This is a genomic window from Dermatobacter hominis (assembly GCF_020715685.1).
Taxonomy (GTDB): Bacteria; Actinomycetota; Acidimicrobiia; order Acidimicrobiales; family Microtrichaceae; genus Dermatobacter; species Dermatobacter hominis.
Window position 1 is genome coordinate 3,095,278 of sequence record NZ_CP085840.1, and the last position, 26,312, is coordinate 3,121,589.

Here is a 26,312-nt window from a genome sequence, read left to right on the forward strand (position 1 = left end):
TCGACGTGGGCGTCCCCGACGCGCTCGAACCGTTCCGCACCCACGCCGCCGACGCGCTGGTCGCGTTCGACTTCGACGGCACGCTCGCGCCGATCGTCGACGACCCCGAGGCCGCGGCCCCGATGGACGGCGTGGCCGCCGCCCTCGAACGGCTGGCGGCCCGCTTCGGCGAGGTCGCCGTCATCTCGGGCCGGCCGCTCGCGTTCCTCGAGCGCTGGTTCCCCGAGCCGTCCGGCGTCACGCTCGTCGGGCTCTACGGGTTGGAGGCGCGACGCCTGGGCGAGCGGGCCGACCACCCGACCTCGGGCGTGTGGCGCGAGACGATGGCCGACGTCGCCGGGCTGGCGCGCATGAAGGGCCCCGAGGGCATGGACATCGAGCTCAAGGGCCTGTCGATCACGCTGCACTACCGGCGTCGCCCCGAGCTCGAGGGCGAGGTCATCGCCTGGGCCGAGCAGATCGCCGGGCCGACCGGCCTGCGGGCCCGACCGGCGAAGATGAGCGTGGAGCTCCACCCGCCGATCGACGAGGACAAGGGCACCGTCCTGCAGCGGCTCGCCGGCTCGCACACCGGCCCCGTGCTGTTCGCCGGCGACGACCTCGGCGACGTCCCCGCCTTCCAGGTGCTCGACGAGCTGCGGGCGGCGGGTCGGGGCGTGCTCGCCGTCGTGGTCGACGGGCCCGAGGTGCCCGGCGCGCTCCGGGACCGTGCCGACCTGTTGGTCGACGGACCGGCCGCCGTCGCCGACCTGGTCCTCGCCCTCGGCACCTGACGCGTCCCGATCCCACCCGCTCTGTCACGGCTCGCGGTGCTGAACGGCACCGCCAGGCGGGACAGAGCAGGAGATCGTCGTCCGGTCAGTCGTCGAGGGCGGCGAGCTGGTCGTCGAGCCAGTCGGCCGGCGTGCGCGCCTCGGCGGATCGCCGCAGCAGCGCGGCTCGGGCGGCGCGCTCCTCGGGGTCTCGGTCCAGCGCGGACCCGAGCGCCTCGGCGGTGGCCTCGATGTCGAACGGCGAGATGCCGTCGGCGGCGCCGACGAGCTCGGTCCACGCGCCGGCCTCGGTCGACAGGACGAGCTGCCCGTCGCGCTCGTTCACCATCGGGCCCTCCTTGGCGACCAGGTTGAGGCCGTCGCGGATCGGGTTCACCAGCAGCACGTCGTAGCGGCGCAGGGCGGCGATCGAGCGCGGGAAGTCGTCGTCGGTCATCAGCTCGACCGGCGTCCAGTCGGCGTCGCCCCAGCGCTCGTTGACCGACGCCGCCGCGGCCTCGACCTCGTCGCGGTAGCGGGCGTAGGCCGGCACGCCGAGCCGCGACGGGTAGCAGCAGGCGACGAAGGTGACGCGGCCGCGGAGGTCCTCGCGGCGCTCGAGCAGTCGGTCGTACGCGTGGAAGCCGCGCACGATGTTCTTCGACAGCTCCATCCGGTCGACGCGCACGATGAGCTGCCGGTCGCCGACGAGCTCGTCGAGGTCGACCAGCGCGCTCGAGCAGTCCTCCTCGGCGACGACCCGACGCAGGTCGTCGATGTCGCTGTTGAGCGTCGACGCGAACACCTTGGCCCGGTCCGTCGGGTGGACGGTGCCCCAGCGCTGCTGCACCGCCGAGTAGTTCTCGGCCCACTCGGGGACGTGGAAGCCGCACGCGTCGTGGGCGGCGAGCGCGTCGAGCATCTCGACGAGCGGGCCGGTGGCCATGGCTCGGGCGCCGTCGGGGCCGGCGAACGGCGTGTGGTGGAAGTGGACGAGCGACAGGTCGTCGCGGGCGGCCCGAACGGTCGGGGCCACCATCGTCAGGTGGTAGTCCTGCACGAGGACGACGGCACCCTCGGGGGCGTGGGCGGCGATGGCGGCGGCGAACCGGCGGTTCACGTCCTTGTACGAGTCCCAGCACTCCCGCCAGGTCGAGTCGAGCTCGGGCTCCCGGGTCAGGTCGAACAGGCCGTGGTGCATGAACCACAGGGTCTGGTTGGCGACGACGTCGTAGTAGCGGTCGAACTCGTCGGGTGGGACGTCGACGAGGTGGACGGGGTGGCCCTGTGCGGCGGGGAGGTCGTCGGCCGCGGCCTTGCGGTCGGCGTCGGACAGCGCCGCGGCGATCCAGGTGATGCGACCCTCGTCCATGAGCGGCGCCAGACCCGAGACGAGCCCGCCACCGCCCCGCACGGGCACGAGCGTGCCGCCCTCGTCCTTGTAGCTGAGGGGCCCGCGGTTCGACGCGAGGACGATGGGGCGGTCGACCGTGTCCACCCACCCACCCTACGGGTTGGTCCTCGGGGTCCCGGTCGGCCACCCGCCCCGCCGGGGCGGCTCGCCGCCGGCGGGACGTAGGCTCCCCGGCCGTGCGCATCGTGGTGGCTCCCGACAAGTTCCGGGGCACGGTCAGCGCCGTGGAGTGCGCCGAGGCGCTGGCCGCGCCGCTGCGCGGCGCGGGCCACGACGTGGTCGTCCGGCCGATGGCCGACGGCGGCGAGGGCACGCTCGACGCGCTCGGGGGGCCGAACCGGCGCACCGTCGTGACGGGGCCGAACGGCGACGCCGTCGAGGCCGAGTGGCGGTACGCAGGGCGCAGCGCGGTGATCGAGATGGCGAGGGCATCGGGTCTCGCCCTGGTGGGCGGGGCCGAGGGCAACGACGCGGTGGCGGCCTCGACCCACGGCACCGGGGAGCTCATCGCGGCCGCGCTCGACGCGGGGGCGAACGACGTGATCGTGGGCGTCGGCGGATCGGCGACGACCGACGGCGGGCTCGGCGCGCTGCGGGCGCTCTACCCCGTGCACCGGCTGCGCGGCGTCAGCCTCACGGTGGCCTGCGACGTACGGACGCGGTTCGTCGACGCCGCCCGGGACTTCGCACCGCAGAAGGGCGCGTCGCCGACGCAGGTGAAGCTGCTCGAGCGCCGGCTGGAGCGGCTGCAGCAGGTGTACCTGGAGGAGTACGGCGTGGACGTGTCGGATCTCGAGGGCGCCGGCGCCGCCGGCGGCCTGGCGGGCGGTCTGGCCTGCGTGGGCGGCGAGCTGCTGAGCGGGTTCGACCTCGTGGCCGAGCGCCTCGCCCTGGACGCCGACGTCGAGGGCGCCGACCTCGTCGTGACCGGCGAGGGCTTCCTCGACGAGGAGTCGTTCGAGGGCAAGGTCGTGGGCGGCATGGTCGACCTCGCCCGCCACGTCGGAGTGCCGGTCGTCGCCGTCGTGGGGGAGTGCTTCGACGGCGCCGATGCGCTCGTGCCGACCGTGTCGCTCACGTCGAGGTTCGGTCGGGAGCGGGCGATGACCGAGACCGCGGCCCTGCTCGCCGAGGTCGCGCTGGAGCTGCCGTCCTTCGCCGAGCCCGGCTGACCGGGTCAGCCCGGCTCACCGGCGTTCTGTGATGCTCGATACGTCTGGATCGACGTATCGAGCATCACAGAACGGGCTCGGGCGGGATCCGGCGCCCGTCCCTGGGAGGGATGCACTCAGTCGGGGTCGTAGCGGATGGCGTCGTCCATCTCCATCGGACCGTCCGCGCCGTGGCGCAGGGCGGCGCGGACGGTGAGGAAGTCGACGGTCGACCGCACGTCGTGGACCCGGATCAGGTCCTGGTCCTGCAGGTCGACCGACGAGAGGACGCCGAGGGTGCCGGCGCCGCGGTCGCGGGGGAGGCGGCCGGTGAGCACGCCGACGAAGTCCTTGCGCGACACCGCCCACAGCACCCGGTCGATGCCGAGCTCGGCCCGCAGGCGCGGCACGGCGCGCAGGATGGCGACCGTCTCGTCGGGCGCCTTGTAGAGGTCGGGTCCGGGATCGAGGATCACCTGGTCGTCGCGCACGCCGGCGCGCTCGAGTCGCTCGAGGCGTTCGCCCACGAAGCGGAGGCAGTCCTCGACCGGGTCCGCGAGGCGCTCGCCGGTGGGACGGCGCTGCTTGGGGACCCCCGGGTTGAACGCCACGACGATCGACGCGCCGGAGCCGGCGACGAGGTCGGCGAGCTCGAGGTCGCGCAGCCCGGACGGGTCGTTGACGATCGTGGCCCCGACCCGGAGCGCGGCGTCGGCGACCTGGTGGCGGTACGTGTCGACCGACAGCGTCACGTCGGGCACCCGCTCGCGGACGGCGGTGAGCACGGGCAGCAGCCGGGCCAGCTCGTTGTCGACCGAGATCTCGGGCTGGTCGGTCCGCAGCGACTGCGCGCCGACGTCGAGCACGTCGGCCCCGTCGGCGACCATCTGCACCGCGAGCGCCGCCCCGTCGGACGCGGCCACCTTGTTCTCGGAGAAGGAGTCGGGCGACGCGTTGAGCACGGCGAAGATGCCGGGCCGGGGCGCCCTCGACGGGTCGGCGTGGGTCACCGCTCCGCGTCCTCGTCGACCGGCCGGCCGCCCCGCAGCAGGTCCAGGTAGGCGGCGACCTCGATCATCGGCGGCCGCTCCGAGACGTCGACGGCGTGGGGCGGCCGCCCGGGCCGGAGCAGCTCCGCGACCGCCGGGATCGGCGCGGTGCCCTCGGGGCCGTGGAGGCCGCTCGTCTGGGCGTGGCGGAGGATCGTCTGCGCGACGGCCATCGCCTGCGGGCCGAGGTCCTCGAGCGGTCGGTTCCGGTGGCGGCGCTCCTGCAGGTCCACCTGCACCAGGCCGGTCGTGCCGCGCTGGCGGAGGTAGTGCAGCAGCAGGCCGACCTCGACGCCGTAGCCCTGCACGAACGGCAGGCGCTCGAGCACGCTCCGGCGGCCGCCGTACTCGCCCGACAGCGGCTGGTACAGCCCGGCGAGCGCCGGGAACAGCAGCGACAGGAGCGGGCGCGCCACCAGCTCGGTGACCCGGCCGCCGCCCACGCCGTCGGCCTCGGGTCGGTGGTAGAAGCCCTTGACCAGCTCGACATCGGGTTCGCAGAGCAGCGGTCCGAGGAGCCCGGTGACGAGGTGGGCGCTGAAGTCGCTGAGGTCGGCGTCGCACCACAGCACCAGGTCGCCGTCGGTCACGTGCAGCGACTTCCAGAGCACCTCGCCCTTGCCGTGCGCCCGGCCGAACTCGGGCAGCACGTCGCCCGCGTGCACGACCCGCGCCCCGGCGTCCCGGGCCACCGACGCCGTGGCGTCGACCGAGTGGTCGTCGATGACGACGAGCTCGTCGACGAGCCCGACCTCGACGGCGTCGCGGACGAGGACCTCCACGATCCGCCCGACCGTCGGCTCCTCGTTGCGGGCGGGCAGGCAGACCGACACCGTCGTGGGACCCTTCGTCGCCACCAGCTCGTCGACGGTGCGGTCGGCGTGGTGGAACGACCGGATCGGCGGGCAGTCCAGCGCGGCGCCGGCATCGGTGGCCGCGCCGGCGGTCTGGCGCCGGTCGTCGTGGCCCGTCGGGGGTCGGTGCTCGCTGCTCATGGGTGCATCGCCGCGGCGGACCGGACGGGCCCGATCACGATCGGCCCGGGCAACCTATCCGCCCCCGTGGCGGGAATCGTGCGCGCCATCCTGGAGTTGACGTGCACGGCGCCGCCGCCACGGGACTTCACGTGGACGCCACCCCTGGTGGAGAATGCGACGCCTGCGACGGGGCCCTGACGCCCCGAACCGCTCGAACAACCGAGCGATCGATCGAGGAGCACGCACATGGTGACGATCAGGATCCCGACCACCCTCCGGACGCTGACCGGCGGTTCGTCCTCGGTGGAGGTGGAGGGGGCGACGATCGGCGAGGTGCTCGCCAACCTCGACGCCGCGCACCCGGGCTTCAAGGATCGGCTCTTCGACGACGACGGCTCGCTCCGCCGCTTCGTCAACGTGTTCCTCGCCGACGACGACGTCCGCTACCTGGACGGTGTCGACACCGCCGTGACCGACGGCGCCGAGATCTCGATCATCCCCGCCGTCGCCGGCGGCTGACCCCCGTCCCCTCGTTCTGGCCCGTTCCGTTCGTTCTGGCTGTCGTTCTGCCGGTCCTGACCGGCAGAACGACAGCCAGAACGGGTCGTAGGCTCGCGGACGTGCACGACGACGAGCCGTTCGGCCACGAGCCCGACGACGATTCGGGCGGCCCGCCCGAGGTCGATCCGCTGCTGCCGCCGTTCCTCGTGCCGGTCTCCGACGAGCTCGCGCCGCCGATCGAGCCCACCCGGTCGAGCGGGATCCCGCATCGCTACCGCCGGTCGATCGGCGCCAGCGTCGTCGCGGCCGGTCTGCTCGGGCTGCGCGACGTGCTCGAGGATCCGAAGGACGACCGCCCGGTGGTCGAGCAGTTCGCCGACGAGGGCGACAAGGACCGACCGATCGAGGTCGACCTCGATCCCGAGGACCCGTCCGCCAGCGTGGTCCGCCTCCGCGGCGTCTGAGGGCGGCCCGTCAGACGACCGGGACCCGCAGGTCCTTGGCCAGCGCGCGCAGCTCGCGGAAGGGCTTCACGCATCGGGCGAGCGCCCATGCGGCCGTGGCCGCCGCGAGCGCCAGCAGCGCATCGGGCAGGCCGCTCCACACGAAGCTGAACTGCCATGACGACTCGACCGGTGGTGGCCACGGGACGTCCTGCGGATCCGCCTCCACGACCCGGACGACGATGCTCGCGACGGCGATGGATCCGCTCAGCGCGATGACCGCGAAGGTCCCGGGTGCGGACCGCCGCCAACGATGGCCGAGATCGGCCTCCTGGTCCGACGCCAGCCGGACCAAGGCCTCGACCGTGAGCGATGCGGTGGTGGCGCTGAGGACGATGGTCAGGACGTAGGCGGCTGGATCGAGGCTCACGAACGTGGCGGCGCCGGCCACGAACCCGACGACCGCGGTCACCGCGACCCATCGCCAGGCCGAGCGGGTCCGGTCGGCGGTCGCACCCCGCCAGAGCCGTCGCGCCGCCGCGGCGACGACGACCAGCCCGAGGAACATCAGGTTGATGGTGAGGCCGTTGCGGTGGTCGACGCTCTTGAAGCCCACGATCCAGAGCACGATCGTCGTCGTGATGCCTCCGGCCAGGCGGTTCAGTCCGCGCTCCAGGGGCGACGGCTCCCACATGGCGTACGCGTGCGCCTCGGACCGCGGGTCGTCGGCATCCCAGGGGACGTCCGCGTCCTCGACGGCTCCCTCTTCCACCAGACCAACGGTACGGGAGGTGCTGCGCGATCGGAAGGCCGCGTCAGGACGCGGTCGACGTCGGTTCGGCCGGGTGGTTCCGGGCGAACTGGGCCGCCGCACGCAGCGTCCGATACGGGTGGCGGATGGCGAAGTAGGCAGAGATCGCAGCTGCGCCGAACCCGAAGAGGGGCAGCGTCGCCGACCAGTTCGAACCGAAGCCGATCCCGAATGCGGTGATCCCGCCGTCGCCGGACGCCGGTGGGGCGACGAGCAGCATGGCGATGCCGGCCGCAGCTGCGAGTCCGAGCCGCCGGAGCGCGGTGAGCCGAGCGGTCACCCACATGGCGGCCACCTCGTCCCCGAACTCGCGGGCCTGGAGCGCGAGCGCGTGCACCAGCGCTGCTGCCGTGCCGACCCAGCAGATCATCGCCACGATCGCGACCGGCCGCTCGGGGAGCTCCGTCACGGACATCGGTACGACGACGACGAGGGTCAGGCCGGTGGCCGCCGTGAACCAGGATCGGCGCTGGTCGTGAGCATCGCTCGCACGACCGAGCCAGCACGCTCCAGCGGCCATCACGATCTCGCCGATGGCCGCGAGGCTGAACCCGGACCCGACCTTGGAAACGCCGAGCACCATCGCCAGCAGCATGCCGGTGCTCAGCATCGAGAGCCCGCGATCGACCTCGGTCGCGCGCCACTCCGCGTCGCGCTGCTCCGATCCCTCTTCCACGTGGCCCACGGTACGGACGCGCGGGCCGGCGCGGAAGCCCCGTTCGCCTAGATGGCGGCCAGGAAGCCGGCGCGGTCGGGGCCGAGGTCAGGCTCGGGCGGCCGGTTGTCCTTGTCCTGGAAGACGGCCATCACGCGACCGATCACGTCGCCGTTCGCCATGAGCGAGTCCGGGGCGTCGAGGAGGTTGAGCATACGCAGGAAGGCCCGCAGGACGACGGGGTCGACCCGGAGCGCCGGGAAGAGGCCGTCGCGCAGCAGCGTGCGGGCGAACTCCGCCGGGTCGGCGAACTCCTCGGGAGCGTCCGCGTCGGCTGACGGTCCGTCGGCGGTCGAAGCCTCCTCGGCCTCCCGAGCGGCGCGCTCGGCCTGGTCCCGTGCCATCCGGTCCTGGCTGACCGCGGCCTTGTACCAGGGGATGACCTCGTCGCGCGTCGCCTGCTCGTACGCGATCGACCGGGCCGCGTGCGCCTCGGGACCGTCGACGCCGTGCTCGTCGATCAGGTCGGCGAGCACCTGCGCCTGGACCATCGCGAGGCTGCACCCGCGCCCGTAGAGCGGGTTGGTCGCGGTGTGCGCGTCGCCGACGGCGTGGAAGCCGGCGACGACCGGACGGCCGTCGGCGTCGAGGAACCGGCGGCGGCGGTTGATGAGCCCGCCCATCACCTGGACGCTGTTGATGGGCTCGGACCGCCCGGGTTCGACGTACGCCGCCGTGGCCGTGAAGATCCCCGCTGCGGCGAGGAACGTCTCGTCGTCGAGCAGCAGCTTGCGCATCTCGGCGTCGTGGGTGCCGACGGCGAACGTGATCGAGAACGTGCGGTTGTCGCCGGGGAAGACGCCGTACTTGATGTAGCCGAGGTCGCCGCCGATCGGCCCGGTGAGCGGCGGCATCTCGGCGCCGTCCTGCAGGCGGAAGAAGCGCGACAGGTAGATGATCCCCGTGTCCTCCGAGACCTCGTCGACCGTGACGCCGTGCGGTTCGAGCAGCGCCGGCACATCGCTGCGGCGGCCGCCGGCGGCGACGACCACGTCGGCGTCGAGCACCCGTCCGTCGTCGACCTCCACGCCGACGACGAGGGGCGGGCCGCTGCGATCGACCTCGTCACCGGTGGCGCCGGGGGTCGTGCGCAGCGCCGAGACAGCGGTCCCGTGGAGCAGCTCGACGTCGCCCTCGGCCAGCGCGGCGCGCCGCAGGACCCACTCGAACGTCGTGCGGCGGACCGCGAGCCCGACCAGGTCCTCGTCGCCCGGCTCCGGCTCGATGGCCATGCCCTCGGGCGGCATGTCGAGGAACCGCATCTCGGTCGCGCCGGCGGCGATCAGATCGGCGAGCACGTCGGGGTGCCGGTCCCGGAGCAGGTTGCGCAGACGGGCGAGGAAGGCGTGCGAGTGCCGGACCTGGGGGGCGCCGTGGCGGTCCCAGTCGAACGCGCCGTGCGGGTCGGCGGGCAGCGGCGTGTCGTCGCGCTCGACGATCGTGACGTGGTGGCCCGTCCGTGCTGCGCACAGCGCGGTGCCGAGTCCGCCGACCCCGGCGCCGATGACGACGATCCGTGCCACGTGTGCCCCTCCTCCGGCCGCTCGCCGCTCGGCGTGCGCCGGTTCGACCGTCCCTCTCGGGAGACATCGGGCCGGCGCCCACTGAACTTGACCATGCGGTCAAGACGTGCCGGGCACCGTAACCGTGGCCGATCGGCCGCTCAAGGCTCTGTCCGGCAACGGCCCTGCTGCCGGGGCGCGGAGAAGGTGCCTTGACAGGCATATAGCCACTGAGGCATGTTCGCGCGGTGACCTTCGCCGTCCTCGCCGAACCGCACCGCCGTCACCTCCTCGAGCTGCTCCGCGACGGGGAGCGCCCGGTCGGGGAGCTGGTCGACGGGCTGGGCCTCAGCCAGCCCGCCGTGTCGAAGCACCTGCGCGTCCTCCGCGACGCCGGGCTGGTGGAGGTCCGTCCCGACGCCCAGCGCCGGCTCTACTCCCTGCGACCCGAGCCCCTCAGGGAGCTCGACGAGTGGATCGGTTCCTTCCGGGACCTCTGGGCGGACTCGTTCGACCGGCTCGACGCCCACCTGGAGGAGCACCCGTGACCGACCAACACCCGACCCCCGCCTCCTCGACGTCGGGTCCGCCGCGTCGTGGCGAGCTCGTCACCGTCGACGGCCGGCCCGTGCTCCGGTTCGAGCGGCGCTACCGCCAGCCGATCGAGCGCGTGTGGCGCGCCGTGACGGATCCCGACGAGCTGCGGCGGTGGTTCCCGTCGGAGGTGATCGGCGACCGCACCCCCGGCGCACCGCTGCGCTTCGACGACCAGTCCCACCGCGAGGCGGCGATCGAGGCCGGCGAGCCGACCCGCGCCGACGGGCCCGAGTTCACCGGTCGGGTCGTCGCGGTCGACCCGCCGAACGTCTTCTCCTTCACGTGGGGCGCCGAGCTGCTCCGGTTCGAGCTCACGCCGGACGGCGACGGCACGCTGATGGTGTTCACCCAGGTGCTGAGCCACCCGTCGGTCGCCGCCCGCAACGGCGCGGGCTGGCACGTGTGCCTGGCCGAGCTCGACGCCCTGCTCGACGGTGGCGTCGCCGAGGATGCCGTCGGTGCGGAGGCCGACGGGTTCGCCGTCTACGACGAGTACGTCGCCGCCGTCGGCCCGCCGGCCGGCGTGCCCTCGCCCGACGGCTCGATGACGTGGGAGCGGGGCACCCACGTCGAGCCGGATCGGGTGCGCGCCGTCGTCTCGGCCGACCTCGACAGGTGGGGTGCCGGCGACCACGCCGACGAACCGCTGCACTGGGAGGTCACGGGCGGCGACGGCGCCACGCTGATTCGCCTGACCCACGACGGCATCGGTACCGACGCGGCGCGGGCCGCCACGTGGCACGCGCTCCTCCTGCAGCTCGACATGTACCTGGCGGCGGGCGAGCTGATGCCGGCCGACCCGGCGGAGTTCGTCCCGATGTACCGGCACGTCCTGGGCGACTGACCGCCGGCCCGCCGACGCTGGCGCCGGCGGCGCCGCTGGCCGCTCGACCGGCGCGGGAGTCGGGCCTCTGCCGTGCTGTCCGCCGGCCTCTCCGCCGGGCCCCTTCGCCGACGCCGGGCGACGCCGGGCGGCGTTGCGCCCGTCGGCCTGAGGCTCGCAGCGGGGAGGCCGGAGGCTGTTAGCACTCCGGGCAGGTGAGTGCTAAGAATGTCTGGCACTCCCGTGCCGAGAGTGCCAACCGCCAGGCCGGCGGGCGGCGCACCGGTCGGCGACCGCACCGCCCACGCACACCGCCACAGTTTCCAACGGAGGACTCATGGCCAAGATCATCCAGTTCGACGAGGACGCCCGACGTCACCTCGAGGCGGGCATGAACCAGCTCGCCGACGCCGTGCGCGTCACCCTCGGCCCGAAGGGTCGCAACGTCGTCCTCGCCAAGAAGTGGGGCGCCCCGACGATCACCAACGACGGCGTGTCCATCGCCAAGGAGATCGAGCTGGAGGACCCCTACGAGAACATCGGCGCCTCGCTGGTCAAGGAGGTCGCCAAGAAGACCGACGACGTCGCCGGTGACGGCACGACCACGGCCACCGTGCTGGCGTGGTCGATGGTCCGCGAGGGCCTGCGCAACCTGGCCGCCGGCGCCAACCCGGTCGGCGTGAAGCGGGGCATCGAGGCCGCGGTCGAGGCGGCCGTCGGCAAGATCCAGGAGCTCGCCGTCGAGGTCGACTCCAAGGACCAGATCGCCCAGGTGGCCTCCATCTCGGCGGCCGACAAGGAGATCGGCCAGCTGATCTCCGACGCGATCGACAAGGTCGGCAAGGACGGCGTCATCACCGTCGAGGAGAGCCAGACCTTCGGCATGGGCCTCGAGTTCACCGAGGGCATGCGCTTCGACAAGGGCTACATCTCGCCCTACATGGTCACCGACACCGAGCGCATGGAGGCCGCGCTGGACAACCCGTACATCCTGTACGTGTCGTCCAAGATCACGAACGTCCGTGATCTCGTGCCCGTGCTCGAGAAGGTCATGCAGTCGGGCAAGCCGCTCGTCATCATCGCCGAGGACATCGAGGGCGAGGCGCTGGCCACGCTCGTCGTGAACAAGATCCGCGGCACCTTCAACTCGGTCGCCGTCAAGGCCCCGGGCTTCGGTGAGCGCCGCAAGGCGATGCTGCAGGACATGGCGATCCTGACCGGCGGCCAGGTCGTGTCGGAGGAGGTCGGCCTCAAGCTCGAGAACGTCGACCTCAGCCTGCTCGGCTCCGCCGACAAGGTCGTCGTCACCAAGGACGAGACCACGATCGTCAACGGCGGCGGCTCCAAGGAGGACCTCGAGGGTCGCATCGCCCAGATCAAGGCCGAGATCGAGAACACCGACTCGGACTACGACCGGGAGAAGCTGCAGGAGCGCCTCGCGAAGCTGTCGGGTGGCGTGGCCGTCCTCAAGGTCGGGGCTGCCACCGAGGTGGAGCTCAAGGAGAAGAAGCACCGCATCGAGGACGCCGTCTCCACGACCAAGGCGGCCATCGAGGAGGGCGTCGTCGCCGGCGGTGGCGTGACCCTGCTCCGGGCCCAGACCGCGGTCGACGAGCTCGTCAAGAAGCTCGAGGGTGACGAGGCCACCGGTGCCACGCTCATCTCCCGTGCGCTCGAGGGCCCGATCAAGCAGATCGCCGAGAACGCCGGCCTCGAGGGCGGCGTCGTCGTCGAGCGGGTGCGCTCGCTCGGCAAGCCGGCCGAGGGCCTCAACGCCGCCACCGGCGAGTACGAGGACCTGGTCGCCGCCGGCATCATCGATGCCGCCAAGGTGACCCGCTCGGCCCTGCAGAACGCGGCGTCGATCGCGGCGCTGTTCCTGACCACGGAGGCCGTCGTCGCCGACGCGCCGGAGAAGGCCGCCGCCGGCGCTCCGGGCATGGGCGACATGGACTTCTGATCGACGCGGACTGATCAGGGGAGCCTGATCTGTACGAAGGGCGGTCCTCCGGGGCCGCCCTTCGTCGCGTCTCGACGCCGGTTCTCGGTGCTCGCATCGTCGCGCTGCGACGACCAGCGCACGTTGAACACGGCGCTCGGCCGGTCAGCCCGGGCAGCCCTCGAACAGGTCCTCGGGGAACGCGCCGACGTCGTCCTCGTCCATGGGGCCGTACCGCAGCTCGTTGATCTCGTCGTAGGCGGCGACCAGGTCCGCGTCGGACATGGTCGGCACGGTCGCCGGGTCGAGGCCGATCCTGTCGGCGCCGGCGAGCACGGTGGCGACGATCTCGGACCGCGGCATCTCGCCGTCCCACTCGGTCTCGAGCAGGGGACCGTCGAGCACCAGCGAGCGCTCGTACAGCGCCACGAGCTGGTCCTGCGGCAGGCCGGGGACCGTGACCGGGTCGACGCCGAGCCGAGCGGCGTCGTCGATGACCCACTCCTCGATCTCGTCGCGGGTCCACTCGCCGTCGCTGGTCGTGATGGAGTCCCCGCCCGCGCCGCCGACCTGCTCGAACGAGTCGTCGTACTCGAAGAGCTCGTCGAGGTCGCTCGAGGAGATGACGGTGGACGGGTCGGGAGCGGCGAGCGTGATGGGCGCGCCCAGGTCGGTGAACTCGAAGGTCATGGTGTCGGGGCCGCTGCTCACGTCGAGGAACGTGCAGTCCTCGTACTGCGGGTCGACGGTGCTCGTGACCCGCATGTCGACGCGGGCGACCTCCGTGCCGTCGGCGAGGACGGTCAGCTCGAGGCCGACGTGGTCGTCGACGTAGTTGCTCAGGGCCGTGAGGCGGTCCTCGACGTCGCCGGCGAGCGGGCCGCCCTCGTCGCCCCACATCAGCGCCGACGACTGGAGGACGCTCCGGACGTCACCGCCGTACAGCTCGAACATCTCGTCGCCACCGAGCCGCGCGACGAAGCGATCCAACGTCCGCCCGCCGACGTCCGCGGTCCCGTCCGCTCGGACGTCCTGCGCCCGGCTCAGGATGCGGTCGAGCTGCGAGAGGATCTGCGGCGCCGACGCATCGCCCGTGACACTCGGGTCCATGGCCATCATGCCGGCCGCGATCTCGGGATCGACGCCCTCCGGGAGCTCCATCTCGGCGAGCTCCTCGGGCGTCGGCGTGGTGCGGATCCACTGCTTGCCCTCGAGTGCCGACGGATCGACCGCCCACCAGTCCGCGGTCCCCTCGTCGACGCCGATGTAGGAGACGTCGTCCACGATGAGAACGGTCGTCGGGTCCTCGTCCTCCCAGGTGACGGTGCCCTTGGTCGCACCGCCGGCGAACTCGCCGGTCTGACGGGCGTCCGACGAGTCGTCGTCGTCCATCGTGAACGTGTAGCGACCGGTCCCGGTGAAGGTCTCCCTGATCGCGGCCTCGAACGCGACCGGCGCGGTGTCGCCGTCGGTGCGCAGCACCTGCTCCCCGCCGTCGCCGCTGCACGACGCCGCGACCATCCCCAGTCCGACGGCGCACACGGCGGCCGTCGCCCGCACTCGTCCCATGATGATGTCCACCCTTCCGACGGGGCCCGCGCCCCTGTGGCCGAGGGTACCGGGAGACATGTCGTACGGCGCCTGGGCACTTCTCCTCGATCGGCGGGGCTCGACCGTCGGTTCTAGGTGCAGCCGCGTCGTCCGGCGACGATGGGTGCACCGAGAACGGCGTGGTGACGGCGGTGCTGTCGGCGTGACCGCGTCCCGCCTCACGTAGCGTCGCCGTCCGTGGACTGGAGCGACGTCGCGACGGTGGCGGTCACCGTGCTGGTGGGCGTCGGCGCGGGGATGCTGTCCGCCCTGCTCGGAGTCGGCGGCGCAGTGATCACCACGCCGGCGGTGCGGGTGCTCGGCGCCACGCCGCTCCAAGCCGTCGGCTCCACCGTCCCCGCCATCCTCCCGGGCGCCATCGCCGGCACGCTGCGCTACGCCCGTGAGGGGTTGGTCGATTGGAGCGCGGCGCTCGGCCTCGGCATCGCCGGCGCGGTGTTCGCGATCGTCGGCGCCCTGACCTCGGACCAGGTCGACGGCGGCGTCCTCATGGTCCTCACCGCGGCGCTGATGCTGTGGTCCGGGTTCTCGGTCGTGCGCGGCGGTCGGCGGGCTGCCGCCGGGCCGGGGGACGAGGGCACAGCGGCCGTCGACCTCGTCGCGCCGGAGGAGGAGGACGAGGGCCTCATTGGCGAGGCGTTCGAGGGCACCGAGGCCTCGGAGACCGAGACGGCGTTCGCCGTGTCACGGCCGGAGGGGCCGATCGGCACCTCTGGGCGGGACGGCGCCGGGGGTACGGCGCCGACGAGGCACCCGCTCCCGATGCTGGCGGTGCTCGGCGCTGCATCCGGGTTCGTCGCCGGTCTGCTCGGCGTGGGCGGCGGCATCGTGATGGTCCCGGTGCTCACCGGCCCGCTCCGGGTGCCGATGAAGTCGGCGGTCGCATCGAGCCTGGTCGCCGTCGCCATCTTCTCCGTGCCGGCGTTGGTCACCCACGCCGTGCTCGGCCACATCGACTGGACCTACGCCCTGCCGCTGATGGTCGGGGTGGTCCCGGGTGCCCGCATCGGCGCCCATCTCACGATCGGCAGCTCGGAGCGCACCGTGCGCCTGCTGTTCGGGGCGCTGATCGTCGTCCTCGCCGTCGTCTACGGGGGGTCCGAACTGGCGGCGCTGTGACGCGCCCGTAGCATGCGGACGTGGCCCGAGCCCGCACCGAGACCCACCTGGCCCGCCGGTTCGAGGCCGATGCCGACGCCCCTGCACGGGCGGACGGCGCCCCGGGCGCCTCGTCCGCGCCGCCGCCGGTCGACCGGGGTCGGGCGCCGGAATCGGTGCTCGTCGAGGAGCCGCTCGAGCTCCGGGTCGACGGCGTCACCGTCGCCACCACGATGCGCACGCCCGGCCACGACTACGAGCTGGCCGCCGGGTGGTGCCACGCCGAGGGCCTGCTCGACGGCGCCTCGCTGCGCGGGATCCGCTACTGCGCCACCGGCTCGGCGGTCGAGACCGGCTTCAACGTCGTCACCGTCGACACGGTCGGCCGGTCGGCGCCGCCCGAGGCCCGCCTGACGACCACCACCTCGTCGTGCGGCATCTGCGGCTCCGAGTCGGTCGACGAGCTCACCGCCCGGCTGGCGCGGCTCCCCGAGGGCCCGGCGTTGCGGGACGACCTGCTCGGCGGCCTGTCCGAGGCGGTGGCCTCGCACCAGGAGCTGTTCGCCCTGACCGGTGGCAGCCACGCCGCTGCCGCGGTCACTCCCGACGGCGAGGTCGTCGTCGTGCGCGAGGACATCGGTCGCCACAACGCCGTCGACAAGGTCGTCGGTCGGCTGCTGCTCGACGGCGCGCTCCCGGCGACCGGGATGGTGCTCTGGGTGTCGGGTCGGGCCAGCTTCGAGATGGTGCAGAAGGCGTGGGCCGGCGGCTTCGCCGCGCTGGTGTCGGTGAGCGCGCCGTCGTCGCTCGCCGTGCGGACCGCCGAGCGGGCCGGCCTGGTGCTGGTCGGCTTCGCCCGATCCGGCCGCTTCACCGTCTACGCCGGCGGCGACCGGGTGGCCGGGGCGCCGGTCGGCGAGGTTTCTGGGGTCGGGATCGCGACAAGGGATGTCGCTGAGCACCCCTATATCCGGGGAGGGGTGGATGGGTGATCGGAGCGAGCGGCCGCGGCCCGACGACCGCCTCGACCGCCGACCCGTCGTGCCCGGCCCCGTCGCCGCCGGACTGCGGCGCGTCGGCCTGCACCCCGACCTGTGGGCCGGCCTCGTCCCCAACGGGGTCGACCAGCAGAAGCCCCGGCACTTCAAGGACATGCTGCGGATCGCCCGCGACAACTCCAACCACCCGAAGTACGCCTGGGACGTCCTGACCAAGGGCGTGTGCGACGGCTGCGCGCTCGGCGTCGCCGGCCTCCACGACTGGACGATCGACGGCGTCCACCTCTGCACCACGCGCCTCGAGCTGCTCGAGTTCAACACCGCCGACGCGATGGATCCGATCCTGCTGTCCGACGTCGGCGCACTCCGGGGCCGGTCCGGCAAGGAGCTGCGGGCGATGGGCCGGCTCGCGCACCCGATGCGGCGCCGGCGCGGCGAGCAGGGCTTCACGCGCATCACGTGGAACGAGGCGCTCGACGCCTGCGGCGACGCCCTGCGCGCCGCACCGCCCGACCGCGTCGCGCTCTACATGACGTCGCGGGGCATCACGAACGAGACCTACTACGTCGCCGGCAAGGCGGCCCGGGCGCTCGGCACGGCCAACGTCGACTCCGCCGCCCGCGTCTGCCACGCGCCGTCGACGCTCGGGCTGAAGGCGTCGATCGGCGTCGCGGCCTCGACCTGCTCGCTGCGCGACGTGCTCGAGACCGACCTCGTGGTGCTGTGGGGCACGAACCCGGCCAACAACCAGCCGGTGTTCATGAAGCACCTCGAGCAGGCCAAGCGCAACGGGGCGAAGGTCGTCGTCGTCAACCCGTTCCTGGAGCCGGGCCTCGACCGCTACTGGGTGCCGTCGTCGGTCGAGTCGGCGGTGTTCGGCACGCGCATCTGCGACCTCCACGTCCCGGTCCGGCCCGGCGGCGACATCGCCCTGGCCAACGCGCTGATCAAGCGGCTCGTCGCCCAGCGGCGGGTCGACCACGCGTTCATCGACCATCACACGTCGGGCTGGCAGGACCTGATGGCCTCGCTCGACGAGCAGGACCTCGACGAGCTGATCGAGGCGTCCGGCGTCGACGCCGACACCTTCGAGCGCTTCGCCGACCTGTACGGCTCGGCCGGCGGCGCCGTGCTGATCTGGTCGATGGGCATCACGCAGCACACGTTCGGCGTCGAGGGCGTGCGGGCGATCGTCAACGTCGGCCTGGCCCGCGGCAACGTCGGCCGCAACGGCGCCGGGCTCATGCCGATCCGGGGCCACTCGGGCGTGCAGGGCGGTGCCGAGATGGGGGCGTACGCCACCGCCTACCCGGGCGGCGTCACGATCGACGCCGACTCGGCGGCCGCCCTCGCCGAGGAGTGGGGCTTCGACGTCCCCGACCACGAGGGCCTCACCGCCCCCGAGATGGTCGAGGCCGCCGGCCGCGGCGAGCTCGACGTGCTGTGGATGTCGGGCGGCAACTTCCTCGACGTGCTGCCCGACCCGGCCGCCGTCGCGCAGGCGCTCGGCACCGTCGGCACGCGCATCCACCAGGACGTCGTCGTGACGTCGCAGATGCTCGTCGAGGGCGACGACGTCATCCTGCTCCCGGTCACCACCCGCTACGAGCAGGAGGGCGGCGGCACCTCCACCACCACCGAGCGGCGCATCGCGTTCTCGCCCGAGATCCCGCGCCAGGTCGGCGAGGCCCGCAGCGAGTGGCGGCTCTTCGGCGACGTCGTCCGGCGCGCCCGGCCCGAGCGGGCCGCCGAGTTCGACTGGCCCACGAACCAGGACCTCCGCGCCGAGATCGCCCGGGTCGTGCCGTCATACGCGGGCATCGAGTTCCTCGAGACGACCGGCGACGCCGTGCAGTGGGGCGGGCGCCACATCTGCCCGGGCGGCCGCTTCCCGACCCCCGACGGCAAGGGCCGCTTCACCCCGCTCGAGCCGCCCCGGTCCGAGGTGCCCGAGGGCCGGTTCCTCGTGTCGACCCGGCGGGGCAAGCAGTTCAACTCGATCGTCTGGGCAGAGACCGACCCCCTGACCGGCGCGCCACGCGATGCCGTCTACCTCGACCGCACCGACGCCCACGCCCTCGGTCTCGCCGACGGTCAGGCGGTCGTCCTGCGCTCCGACACCGGCGAGATGTCGGCGACGGTCCGGTTGTCGCGCCTGCCGCGGGGCACGGCCCAGGTGCACTGGCCCGAGGGCAACGCGCTGCTGCCCGCGGGCGCTGCTCATCGGGAGCCCGGGTCGCGCATCCCCGACTACCAGGCCGTCGTCGAGATCGTCCTGGCCTGATCCCGGGCCCTTCTCGGGGACGTCCCCGAGAAGTCGGATCCGGCGAACTTGGGGATGTCCGTTCGCTCAGCGATCGCTCATCACCAAGTTCGGTGGTGGGGCGTTCTCGGGGAGGTCCCCAAGTTCGCGGCGGGGGTGGGGTGCTGTCGGGGAGATCCTCACGTTGGCGGGAGCGCCCACCTGCGCGGTCAGGCCATGACCTTGTCGAGGGTGCCGTCGGGGCGGAGCTGGACGTAGCCGCCGGTGGTGCGGTCGCCGCCGTCGACGTAGACCCGCACGACGGTGCCGTCGGTGAACGGCCGGCCGGACTCGACGATCAGGTGCGTCACGCCGTCGGAGCCGTCGAGCGGCCGGCCGAGCTGCTGCGACACGAGGCCCGGTGCGGCGGGCAGGGCGGCGGCGACCGCCGGCCAGTCGATCGCCCCCATGTCGAACAGCTCGGCGGCGAGGTCGTCGGCGGGGCTGAGCCGCACCGGCTCGGGCTGGGAGATGCGCCCGTCCCGCCAGTCGCGCTCGTCGATGTCGGCGGGGTTCGCCGGATCCTGGCTCTGCAACGAGGCGTACGCCGCGCCGCCGACCGGGAAGTGCGTGGTGAAGCGCAGCGCCCGCCCCGGTCCGGCCGAGGCGCGCAGGGCGTCGACGGCGGCGAGCAGCGCCGCGCCGGGATCGGTCGGCGCGGTCGTGCTCGGCGCGGTCGTGGCCGACGGTTCGCCGTTGCCGGGGCCGGCCGGCACCTCGGTGGCCGGCGGCGTCGTGGTCGTCGACGTCCTGGCGTTCTCGGCCGCGGCGCGGAAGCGGTCCTCCTCGGCGTCGCCGCACCCCACCGCTCCGACCACCGCCGCCGCCGTGGCGAGCACGACCAGCGCCCGCCGCCGAGCGCGCCCGGCCCCGCCCGTCGGTCCCGACGGCACCCGATCGCGCATGCGACTCATCCCTTCCCCCGGTCCGATCGCTTGCGCAGCTGCTCGATGCGCCGGCGGTCCTGCTTGGTCGGGCGCCCCGCGCCGCGGCGGCGCTCGCCCCACGACGCCGACAGCGCGGAGCGCGGCGCCCGGTCGAGGTCCTCCCGCACGACCTCGTAGCACTGCACCGCGACGGGAGCGCCGACCCGCTTCGTCAGCGTCCGCACCACCCGGTAGGTGCCGGTTCGATCGGCGCGCCGGGCCTCGACCTCGTCGCCCGGCACGACCCGGCGCGCCGGCTTCACCGCCTCGCCGTCGATGCGGACCCGGCCCCCGCTGCACGCCTCGGTCGCCGCGGTCCGGGTGGGGTACAGGCGCACGGCCCACAGCCACGCGTCGACGCGCACCTTCCCCTCGCCGTCGCCGCCCCCGGTCGGGGCCGACCCCCGCGCTGCCGCTGCCACCCCAGCAGTGTGGCCGAGAACCGACCCGAGGCGGACGGCCGTGCCGGTCGTCCGTACACTTGGGCCATGCCCGAGGCGTCCACCCCCACCGTCGGCCTCGCCGTCGTGCACCTCTTCTTCCGGACCGGTCCGCTGACCGACGCCAAGGAGGTCCTCCAGGCGATCGAGCAGGCCCAGGGTCGGGGCGTCCAGGTGGTCACCGCCGCGCTGCTGGGCCACAAGGCCGACCTCGGCGTCATGGCGCTGGCCGAGGACCAGTGGGACCTCCGGCGCCTCCAGACCGACCTCGTGGCCGCCGGGCTCGAGCTGGCCGACAGCTACGTCTCGCTCACCGAGATCTCCGAGTACGCGCAGGGCGTCCCCGACGAGATGAAGCAGGCCCGCCTCCACCCGCAGCTGCCCCCCGAGGGCAAGCCGGCGTTCTGCTTCTACCCGATGTCCAAGCGGCGTGAGGTCGGCGCGAACTGGTTCCGCCTCGAGTACGACGCCCGCAAGGAGCTGATGTACGAGCACGGCTCGTCGGGCCGGAAGTTCGCCGGCCGGGTGCTGCAGGTCGTCACCGGCTCGACCGGCACCGACGACTTCGAGTGGGGCGTGACGCTGTTCTGCTCGAACCCCGACGACGTGAAGGACGTCGTCTACACCATGCGCTTCGACGAGGCCTCGGCCGTCTACGGCGAGTTCGGGACCTTCTACGTCGGGATGGTCGCCGAACCAGGGACCGTCCTCGGTGAGCTCGGGGTCGACTGACCTCCCCGCCGAGCCGTCGGCTCGGGCAGCGTCGCCGGTCGCCGACCGCAGGGACGGGCGGACCGACGGCGACCGCGCGCCCGACGACCGCGCCTCCGGCGACGGCGCGTCCTCCCGCGACGGCCGGGCCCGGCGCTGGGACCGGCCGGTGTGGGCCGCGCCCGCACCGTCGGACCGCGACGAGGGCGAGACCGGTCGTCGACCGGGCACCCGGTGGGCGGTGGCGCTCGCCGCCGTGGCCGTCCTGCTCCTCGGCGGCCTGGTCGCCCTCGAATGGGTCGGCCGCCGCACGCTGACCGACCGCGTGACCGACCAGCTGCTCGCCAGCGGCATCACCGGCGACGTCGAGGTGTCGATCCCGGGCGGGCTCCGGCCGGTCGTCCTCCCCGCGCTGCTCGGCGGGGGCCTCGACGAGCTGTCCATCCGCATCGTCGACGGCACGATCGCCGGCCTGCCGGTCGCCCGGGCCGACTACACGCTCACCGACCTCGACGGCGACGTGTCGCTGCTGTCGGGCTCGGTCCGCGTCGAGTCGATCGGGGAGGGCGACGTCCGCATCGAGGTGCTGCCCGAGGCGCTGTCGTCCGCGGTCGGCACCGAGCTGTCGATCGTCGACGGCCAGCTGGTGGCGGGCCCCGACCAGCTGCGGGTGGACGCGGTCGTGCGGGGCGACGCCCTCGTCCTGTCGGGGCCCGCAGAGTCGCTGTGGGGCGGCCCGGTCGAGGTCCCGGTGGCCGACGGCTACCTCCTGCCCTGCACGCCGGGCGTGAGCATCGGGCGGTCGACGATCGTGCTGGCGTGCCGCGGATCGAAGCTCCCCGGCGTCCTCGAGGACCCGCTCGGCCCCGCCTTCGATCCCGACACCGCGCCGGCGGGCTCGCTCCTGCCCCCGCAGTCCACCGCCATCGACGGCGGGGCCACCACGACGACCGCCGACCCGTCGGCGACCACCACGCCGACGACCACGACTACGACCACCACCACGGTCCCGACGACGACCGCGGCGCCCCCGCCGGCCCCGCCGCCGGCGGTCCCCCCGGGCTGACGACGGCCTCGGCAGCGCTCTGGCAGACCGATCAGTCGCCTCACGACAGATCCGCCCGCCGAAGCTCGGGCCCGGGCCCGGTCAGTCGTCGACGAGCTGCCAGGTCGGGAACGACAGGTGCGCCACGTCCTGGTGTCGGACGACGCGGCCCTGCGACGAGAGCCGGCGCAGGATCGGCTCCGCCACCTCGGGCCCGCCGACGAGCGCCATGAACTGCGGGACGGGCAGCAGCACCGGGCCGTCGGCGTCGCCCTCGCGGAGCAGCGCGTCCATCTCGAGGACCGGGTGCTCGGGTCGGCCCGGGTCCGAGACGAAGCAGTTGTAGACGACCCGTTCGAAGACGGCCGTCGCCCGGATGCGCATGTCCCGTTCCTACCCGGTGCGGGCGCCGGGCGGGGCCACGGCGACCCGCAGGGCGGCACGGCACGGGCGCGCCAGACTGGACCGGTGCCGGACGGACCCACCGACGACGACCGGGCGCTGGCCGCGTACGCCACGCAGTTGGCCGACGCCGTCGACGCGGTGATCGAGGACTGGGTCCGCCGCTGCGTGGACGGCGCGTGCGCGCGTGCCGGCGTCGTCCCCGACGACGAGGTGCGGCGGGCGACCGACGACGCCGCCCGGTCGTGCCGGGCCGAGGTCGGGGCGCGGCTGCGGGCTCTCTTCGAGCTCGACGTGGACGAGCAGCGCGGCACGCCCCTGCAGGTCCTGCGCGACGCCGTGCGCTACCCGACCGCGGTGCTGGCGGCGGCGGGGGTGCCGGGGGTGGGCCGCGACGACTTCGACCGGCGGGCCTTCCCCGACGATCTCTACGGGCTCACGCCGGCGGGGTTCGCAGACGTCGACCCCTCGCTGCAGGAGCCCGGCCTCACGTGGGGGGCGGCGAAGGCGCACGTGCACCTGCGTCGCCACCGCTGAGCACCCCGGGCGGGGGCGCCGTCCGCCGGCGAGGGCGGCGTCGAGGCGACGACGAGGCGACGACGAGTCGTTCAGCCTGCGTCGGGGTCCCGGCTCCAGCCGGCGTCGGTGATCGACCGCGGCTCGAAGAACAGGCAGCCCTCCGGGCACGCGAACGGCGCCTGCTCGGCGAAGTCGACCCGGCAGCGCTGCACGAGCTCGTCGGGGCCGACGGTCCGGCTGGAGTAGTGGCGGCAGTCGGTGCGCACGGCCATGGGCCGAGATCCTACGGCCGGTCGGCTCGAGGCCCCTCGCGACGGCGTAACGGAACGTCCCGCGGCAGGTAACACTGCGGAAACACGATGTCCGTAGGTTCGCCGCCCGAGGAGCACGGTCGAGCGCCGCACGGGACCCGTCCCGTGAGCGGTCGGGCGCGGCGCCTCACCACTCATCCGGATGTGCCGCCCGGGACCGGGCGGTCGACCATCCTGAAGGGCCAGGACACGAGACATGCGATCGGGCAACTCCCACCAGCCGACCGGACGAGCGACGGGTCCCACCTGTCGCTCTGCCGCCCTGAACGGGGCGGACCGGGAGATGGCGGGCGTAGCGGCGACCGCGGTGTCGTCGTCCTCCTCGTGCCATGCGGCGCACGCCGATGCCATGGGCATCGGTCCCGTCGTGGGGGCTCGGGGGAACCACCGACGTCGGGGCGCGCACGCGTAGCCGGCTCGGGAACCGTCGGTGAAGTCACCGTGGGCCGGGGCGTGATCGCCGCGGTATGTACCGGACAGAAGGGACAGCACTCATGAAACTGGTCACCGCCGTCATCAAGCCGTTCAAGCTCGATGACGTCAAGAACGCCCTGAAGGGCATCGGCGTGGTCGGCATGACCGTGACCGAGGTCCGCGGCTTCGGCCGGCAGGGCGGTCACACCGAGACCTACCGCGGCACCGAGTACCAGGTCGACTTCCTCCCCAAGGTGAAGGTGGAGGCCGTCGTCGAGGACGGCGACGCCCTGGCGGTCGTGGACGCGATCGCGTCGTCGGCCAAGACCGACAAGATCGGCGACGGCAAGGTGTGGGTCACCGCCGTCGACGAGCTCGTCCGAATCCGTACCGGGGAGACCGGCGCCGCCGCGATCTGACCCGGACACGATCCCCGACCCACGGGGCGTCCCTCCGGTCAGGGCAGGCCCGACCTGGCCGGGGGGGCATCGGGGATCGCCCGAGGGCCGCGCCAACCCATGGCTTCACCACTGCACCGCAGCGAGCTGCTCGACGACCGCTCGCTCACCGGGAAGGCCTTCTGCGACGCCTACGGGCGCGTGGTCGAGGCCTGGCTCCGCGCGCTCTGGGACGACGCGGTCGCGTCCGCACCCGGCGGCGGTGCCGGCATGGCGCTCGTCGCGATCGGCGGCCAGGGCCGCGACGAGCTCTGCCCGCAGTCCGACCTCGACCTGCTCCTGCTCACCGCCCGGGGCGTCGACGCGTCGGCGGTCGCCGACGGGCTCTGGTACCCGATCTGGGACGAGGGGCTGAAGCTCGGCCACTCCGTCCGCTCGGTGCGCGACACCCTGGCGCTCGCCGCCGACGACCTCGAGACCGCCACCTCCCTTCTGTCGGCCCGGCACCTCGCCGGCGACGCCGATCTCACCGGTGAGCTCGCCGAGAAGGCGCGCCTCAACTGGCAGCGCAAGGGTCGCCGCTGGCTCGAGGTGCTCAGCAAGGCCGTCGAGCAGCGGCACCTCGCCCACGGCGAGGTCGCCTTCGACCTCGAGCCCGACCTCAAGGAGGGCCGGGGCGGCCTGCGCGACGTGCACGCCCTCGGCTGGGCCCGGGCCGCCGGCGCCGACATCGACGAGCGGGTGCTCGCCGAGCTGCGCGGCCACCACGACGACCTGCTCGCGGTGCGCGTCGAGCTGCACCGGGCCAGCGGCCGTCCCGGCGACACGCTGACGCTCGCCGACCAGGACGAGATCGCGCCGCGCCTGGGCGACGTCGACGCCGACGCCCTCATGTCGCGGGTCGCCGTCGACGGCGGTGCCATCGCCTGGACGAGCGACGAGAGCTGGCACGAGATCCGCACGAACCTCGAGGCGTCGCGCTTCGGTCGCTTCCGCCGCGACCGCCCGATCGAGGGCGACCTCGTGCTCCGCGACGGCCGCATCGCGCTGCCCGACGAGACGGCGCCCGTGTACGACGCGTCGGCCGTCCTCCGCGTGGCGGTCGCTGCCGCTCGGGTGCCGACGCGCATCTCGATCCCGACGCTGCAGGCGCTGCAGGCCGCCCCCGACCTCGGCGACCCGTGGCCCGACGAGGCCCGGGAGCTGTTCGTCCAGCTGCTCGAGTCGGGCTCGGCCGCCATCCCCGTCGTCGAGGCGCTCGACCGGTGGGGGCTCTGGGTGCGCCTCGTCCCGGAGTGGGAGCCGACGCGCTCGCGGATCCAGCGCAACGTCCTGCACCGCTTCACCGTCGACCGGCACCTGCTCGAAGCGGCGTCGGAGGCATCGCGGCTCGGTGCCCGGACGCGCCGTGACCTGCTCGAGATGGCGGCCCTGCTGCACGACATCGGCAAGGGCTACCCCGGGGACCACAGCGAGGTCGGCGAGGAGCTCGCGACGACGATCTGCTCCCGGATGGGCTTCGACCCGGCCGACGTGGCCATGGTCGCCCATGCCGTCCGCCACCACCTCCTGCTCCCCGACGTGGCGACCCGGCGCGACCTCGACGACCCGGCGACGATCGAGCTCGTCGCCCGCACGGTCCAGACGCCCGAGCGCCTCGCGCTGCTGAGGGCGGTGTCCGAGGCCGACGGCCTCGCGACCGGTCCGCTGGCGTGGAGCGAGTGGAAGGCGCAGCTGGTCGACCAGCTCGCCAACCGCACGTCGAAGCTGCTCAACGGCGACCGCGTGGACGAGGTCGTCTCCGATCCGTTCCCCACCGAGGCCCAGCGCGAGCTGCTCGGCAAGGGCGGCGTGCAGATCCAGGCCGAGGACGACGCCATCACCGTCGTCTGCCCCGACCGGCCGGGCGTGTTCCACCGCGTCGCCGGCGTGCTGGCGCTGCACGGGCTCGACGTCATCAGCGCGGCGATCCACTCCGAGGACGGCATGGCGCTCGACGAGTTCCGCGTCGACGCCGGCCCGAGCGGCATCATCCAGTGGGACCGGGTCGGCGAGGACGTCGTCAAGGTGCTCGAGGGGCGGCTGGCGATCCAGGCCCGGCTCGACGAGCGGATCCGCACCCACCGCGGCCGGCGTCGCCCGGGCATCCACCAGCTCGGCCACGCCGTCCGCTTCGACAACGACGCCAGCGCGGACGCCACGGTCCTCGAGATCGTCGGCGCCGACAGCATCGGGCTGCTCTACCGGCTCACCCGGGCGCTGACCGACCTCGACGTCGACGTCCGCACGGCGAAGATCCACACGATGGGCGCGGACGTGGTCGACGCGTTCTACGTGGTGTCGAGCGGCGGGGCCAAGATCGTCGACGAGGCCCACCAGGACGAGATCCGCCGGGCCCTCCTGCACGCCCTCGAGCCGATCGCCTGATCGGCCCGCCGGTCGCGGCACCCAGCGAGCAGGCCG

26 protein-coding genes are annotated in these 26,312 nt (G+C 73.6%); 15 read left to right on the forward strand and 11 right to left on the reverse strand.

Annotated features, from left to right (window positions below):
• Nucleotides 1–5 precede the first annotated feature (5 nt).
• Nucleotides 6–773, forward strand: coding sequence for a trehalose-phosphatase (otsB, locus tag LH044_RS14680; RefSeq protein ID WP_227756332.1), 768 nt, complete (start codon nucleotides 6–8; stop codon nucleotides 771–773).
• An 85-nt stretch (nucleotides 774–858) separates the two neighbouring features.
• Here otsB and LH044_RS14685 read toward each other — a convergent pair whose 3' ends face one another.
• Nucleotides 859–2,250 carry an alpha,alpha-trehalose-phosphate synthase (UDP-forming) gene (locus tag LH044_RS14685; protein ID WP_227756333.1) on the reverse strand — a complete coding sequence of 464 codons (1,392 nt, stop codon included), beginning with the start codon at nucleotides 2,248–2,250 and terminating at the stop codon, nucleotides 859–861.
• 92 nt (nucleotides 2,251–2,342) lie between these two features.
• On the opposite strand from LH044_RS14685, the gene LH044_RS14690 reads away from it, so the two are divergent.
• Nucleotides 2,343–3,338: a glycerate kinase family protein gene (locus LH044_RS14690; RefSeq protein WP_227756334.1), complete on the forward strand. Its 996-nt coding sequence runs from the start codon at nucleotides 2,343–2,345 to the stop codon at nucleotides 3,336–3,338.
• A 116-nt stretch (nucleotides 3,339–3,454) separates the two neighbouring features.
• On the opposite strand, the gene folP is transcribed toward LH044_RS14690, so the two are convergent.
• Together folP and LH044_RS14700 are read right to left on the reverse strand one after the other, a co-directional pair.
• A complete protein-coding gene (gene folP / locus LH044_RS14695; RefSeq protein WP_227756335.1) occupies nucleotides 3,455–4,327 on the reverse strand; it encodes a dihydropteroate synthase in 873 nt (290 codons plus the stop codon).
• Nucleotides 4,324–5,361, reverse strand: a complete 1,038-nt coding sequence (locus LH044_RS14700; RefSeq protein WP_227756336.1) for a glucosyl-3-phosphoglycerate synthase — start codon at nucleotides 5,359–5,361, stop codon at nucleotides 4,324–4,326. The genes folP and LH044_RS14700 overlap by 4 nt, the downstream gene beginning before the upstream one ends.
• A gap of 228 nt (nucleotides 5,362–5,589) precedes the next feature.
• Between LH044_RS14700 and LH044_RS14705 the strand changes: the two genes are divergently transcribed.
• Both LH044_RS14705 and LH044_RS14710 read left to right on the forward strand, forming a co-directional pair.
• Nucleotides 5,590–5,862 (forward strand): ubiquitin-like small modifier protein 1, encoded by a 273-nt coding sequence (locus LH044_RS14705; protein WP_227756337.1) that lies wholly within the window; start codon nucleotides 5,590–5,592, stop codon nucleotides 5,860–5,862.
• A gap of 101 nt (nucleotides 5,863–5,963) precedes the next feature.
• Complete coding sequence (locus LH044_RS14710) at nucleotides 5,964–6,308, forward strand: hypothetical protein (RefSeq protein ID WP_227756338.1); 345 nt, start codon at nucleotides 5,964–5,966, stop codon at nucleotides 6,306–6,308.
• Between the two features lie 10 nt (nucleotides 6,309–6,318).
• On the opposite strand, the gene LH044_RS14715 is transcribed toward LH044_RS14710, so the two are convergent.
• Genes LH044_RS14715 through LH044_RS14725 form a run of 3 tightly spaced genes read right to left on the reverse strand, consistent with a single transcriptional unit; the run spans nucleotide 6,319 to nucleotide 9,336 of the window.
• Nucleotides 6,319–7,059: a hypothetical protein gene (locus tag LH044_RS14715; RefSeq protein WP_227756339.1), complete on the reverse strand. Its 741-nt coding sequence runs from the start codon at nucleotides 7,057–7,059 to the stop codon at nucleotides 6,319–6,321.
• Nucleotides 7,060–7,102: 43 nt separating this feature from the next.
• Nucleotides 7,103–7,774 (reverse strand): hypothetical protein, encoded by a 672-nt coding sequence (locus tag LH044_RS14720; RefSeq protein WP_227756340.1) that lies wholly within the window; start codon nucleotides 7,772–7,774, stop codon nucleotides 7,103–7,105.
• Nucleotides 7,775–7,821: 47 nt separating this feature from the next.
• Complete coding sequence (locus LH044_RS14725; RefSeq protein WP_227756341.1) at nucleotides 7,822–9,336, reverse strand: FAD-dependent oxidoreductase; 1,515 nt, start codon at nucleotides 9,334–9,336, stop codon at nucleotides 7,822–7,824.
• 227 nt (nucleotides 9,337–9,563) lie between these two features.
• Between LH044_RS14725 and LH044_RS14730 the strand changes: the two genes are divergently transcribed.
• From LH044_RS14730 to groL, 3 genes are all read left to right on the forward strand, one after another.
• Nucleotides 9,564–9,863, forward strand: coding sequence for an ArsR/SmtB family transcription factor (locus tag LH044_RS14730; RefSeq protein ID WP_227756342.1), 300 nt, complete (start codon nucleotides 9,564–9,566; stop codon nucleotides 9,861–9,863).
• On the forward strand, nucleotides 9,860–10,756 hold the full coding sequence (locus LH044_RS14735; RefSeq protein WP_227756343.1) for an SRPBCC family protein: 897 nt from the start codon (nucleotides 9,860–9,862) through the stop codon (nucleotides 10,754–10,756). Before LH044_RS14730 ends, LH044_RS14735 begins: the two co-directional genes overlap by 4 nt.
• A gap of 316 nt (nucleotides 10,757–11,072) precedes the next feature.
• A complete protein-coding gene (groL, locus tag LH044_RS14740) occupies nucleotides 11,073–12,695 on the forward strand; it encodes a chaperonin GroEL (RefSeq protein ID WP_227756344.1) in 1,623 nt (540 codons plus the stop codon).
• A 144-nt stretch (nucleotides 12,696–12,839) separates the two neighbouring features.
• Here the strand turns inward: groL and LH044_RS14745 are convergent, their stop codons facing one another.
• Nucleotides 12,840–14,255 carry a hypothetical protein gene (locus LH044_RS14745; RefSeq protein ID WP_227756345.1) on the reverse strand — a complete coding sequence of 472 codons (1,416 nt, stop codon included), beginning with the start codon at nucleotides 14,253–14,255 and terminating at the stop codon, nucleotides 12,840–12,842.
• A 207-nt stretch (nucleotides 14,256–14,462) separates the two neighbouring features.
• Here LH044_RS14745 and LH044_RS14750 point away from each other — a divergent pair, with 207 nt between their 5' ends.
• The 3 genes from LH044_RS14750 to LH044_RS14760 are packed head-to-tail and all read left to right on the forward strand — an operon-like array spanning nucleotide 14,463 to nucleotide 18,665.
• Nucleotides 14,463–15,404, forward strand: a complete 942-nt coding sequence (locus LH044_RS14750; RefSeq protein ID WP_227756346.1) for a sulfite exporter TauE/SafE family protein — start codon at nucleotides 14,463–14,465, stop codon at nucleotides 15,402–15,404.
• Nucleotides 15,405–15,424: 20 nt separating this feature from the next.
• Nucleotides 15,425–16,375: a formate dehydrogenase accessory sulfurtransferase FdhD gene (gene fdhD, locus LH044_RS14755; protein WP_227756347.1), complete on the forward strand. Its 951-nt coding sequence runs from the start codon at nucleotides 15,425–15,427 to the stop codon at nucleotides 16,373–16,375.
• A complete protein-coding gene (locus LH044_RS14760; RefSeq protein WP_227756348.1) occupies nucleotides 16,368–18,665 on the forward strand; it encodes an FdhF/YdeP family oxidoreductase in 2,298 nt (765 codons plus the stop codon). The genes fdhD and LH044_RS14760 overlap by 8 nt, the downstream gene beginning before the upstream one ends.
• A gap of 188 nt (nucleotides 18,666–18,853) precedes the next feature.
• Here LH044_RS14760 and LH044_RS14765 read toward each other — a convergent pair whose 3' ends face one another.
• Both LH044_RS14765 and LH044_RS14770 read right to left on the reverse strand, forming a co-directional pair.
• Entirely contained in the window at nucleotides 18,854–19,588 is a 735-nt protein-coding gene (locus LH044_RS14765) for a hypothetical protein (RefSeq protein WP_227756349.1), read from the reverse strand.
• A gap of 5 nt (nucleotides 19,589–19,593) precedes the next feature.
• Nucleotides 19,594–20,031 carry an RNA-binding S4 domain-containing protein gene (locus tag LH044_RS14770; RefSeq protein WP_227756350.1) on the reverse strand — a complete coding sequence of 146 codons (438 nt, stop codon included), beginning with the start codon at nucleotides 20,029–20,031 and terminating at the stop codon, nucleotides 19,594–19,596.
• A gap of 66 nt (nucleotides 20,032–20,097) precedes the next feature.
• On the opposite strand from LH044_RS14770, the gene LH044_RS14775 reads away from it, so the two are divergent.
• Together LH044_RS14775 and LH044_RS14780 are read left to right on the forward strand one after the other, a co-directional pair.
• Nucleotides 20,098–20,781, forward strand: coding sequence for a chlorite dismutase family protein (locus tag LH044_RS14775; protein WP_227756351.1), 684 nt, complete (start codon nucleotides 20,098–20,100; stop codon nucleotides 20,779–20,781).
• Nucleotides 20,762–21,826 carry an LmeA family phospholipid-binding protein gene (locus LH044_RS14780; protein ID WP_227756352.1) on the forward strand — a complete coding sequence of 355 codons (1,065 nt, stop codon included), beginning with the start codon at nucleotides 20,762–20,764 and terminating at the stop codon, nucleotides 21,824–21,826. The genes LH044_RS14775 and LH044_RS14780 overlap by 20 nt, the downstream gene beginning before the upstream one ends.
• 81 nt (nucleotides 21,827–21,907) lie before the next feature.
• Here the strand turns inward: LH044_RS14780 and LH044_RS14785 are convergent, their stop codons facing one another.
• Nucleotides 21,908–22,189, reverse strand: coding sequence for a hypothetical protein (locus tag LH044_RS14785; protein ID WP_227756353.1), 282 nt, complete (start codon nucleotides 22,187–22,189; stop codon nucleotides 21,908–21,910).
• Nucleotides 22,190–22,273: 84 nt separating this feature from the next.
• Here LH044_RS14785 and LH044_RS14790 point away from each other — a divergent pair, with 84 nt between their 5' ends.
• On the forward strand, nucleotides 22,274–22,744 hold the full coding sequence (locus LH044_RS14790) for a hypothetical protein (protein ID WP_227756354.1): 471 nt from the start codon (nucleotides 22,274–22,276) through the stop codon (nucleotides 22,742–22,744).
• A 71-nt stretch (nucleotides 22,745–22,815) separates the two neighbouring features.
• Here the strand turns inward: LH044_RS14790 and LH044_RS14795 are convergent, their stop codons facing one another.
• Nucleotides 22,816–22,998: a hypothetical protein gene (locus tag LH044_RS14795; protein WP_227756355.1), complete on the reverse strand. Its 183-nt coding sequence runs from the start codon at nucleotides 22,996–22,998 to the stop codon at nucleotides 22,816–22,818.
• Nucleotides 22,999–23,531: 533 nt separating this feature from the next.
• Here LH044_RS14795 and LH044_RS14800 point away from each other — a divergent pair.
• Nucleotides 23,532–23,870, forward strand: coding sequence for a P-II family nitrogen regulator (locus LH044_RS14800; RefSeq protein WP_227756356.1), 339 nt, complete (start codon nucleotides 23,532–23,534; stop codon nucleotides 23,868–23,870).
• Between the two features lie 99 nt (nucleotides 23,871–23,969).
• Entirely contained in the window at nucleotides 23,970–26,276 is a 2,307-nt protein-coding gene (locus tag LH044_RS14805; RefSeq protein WP_227756357.1) for a [protein-PII] uridylyltransferase, read from the forward strand.
• The last annotated feature ends 36 nt before the right edge of the window (nucleotides 26,277–26,312 follow it).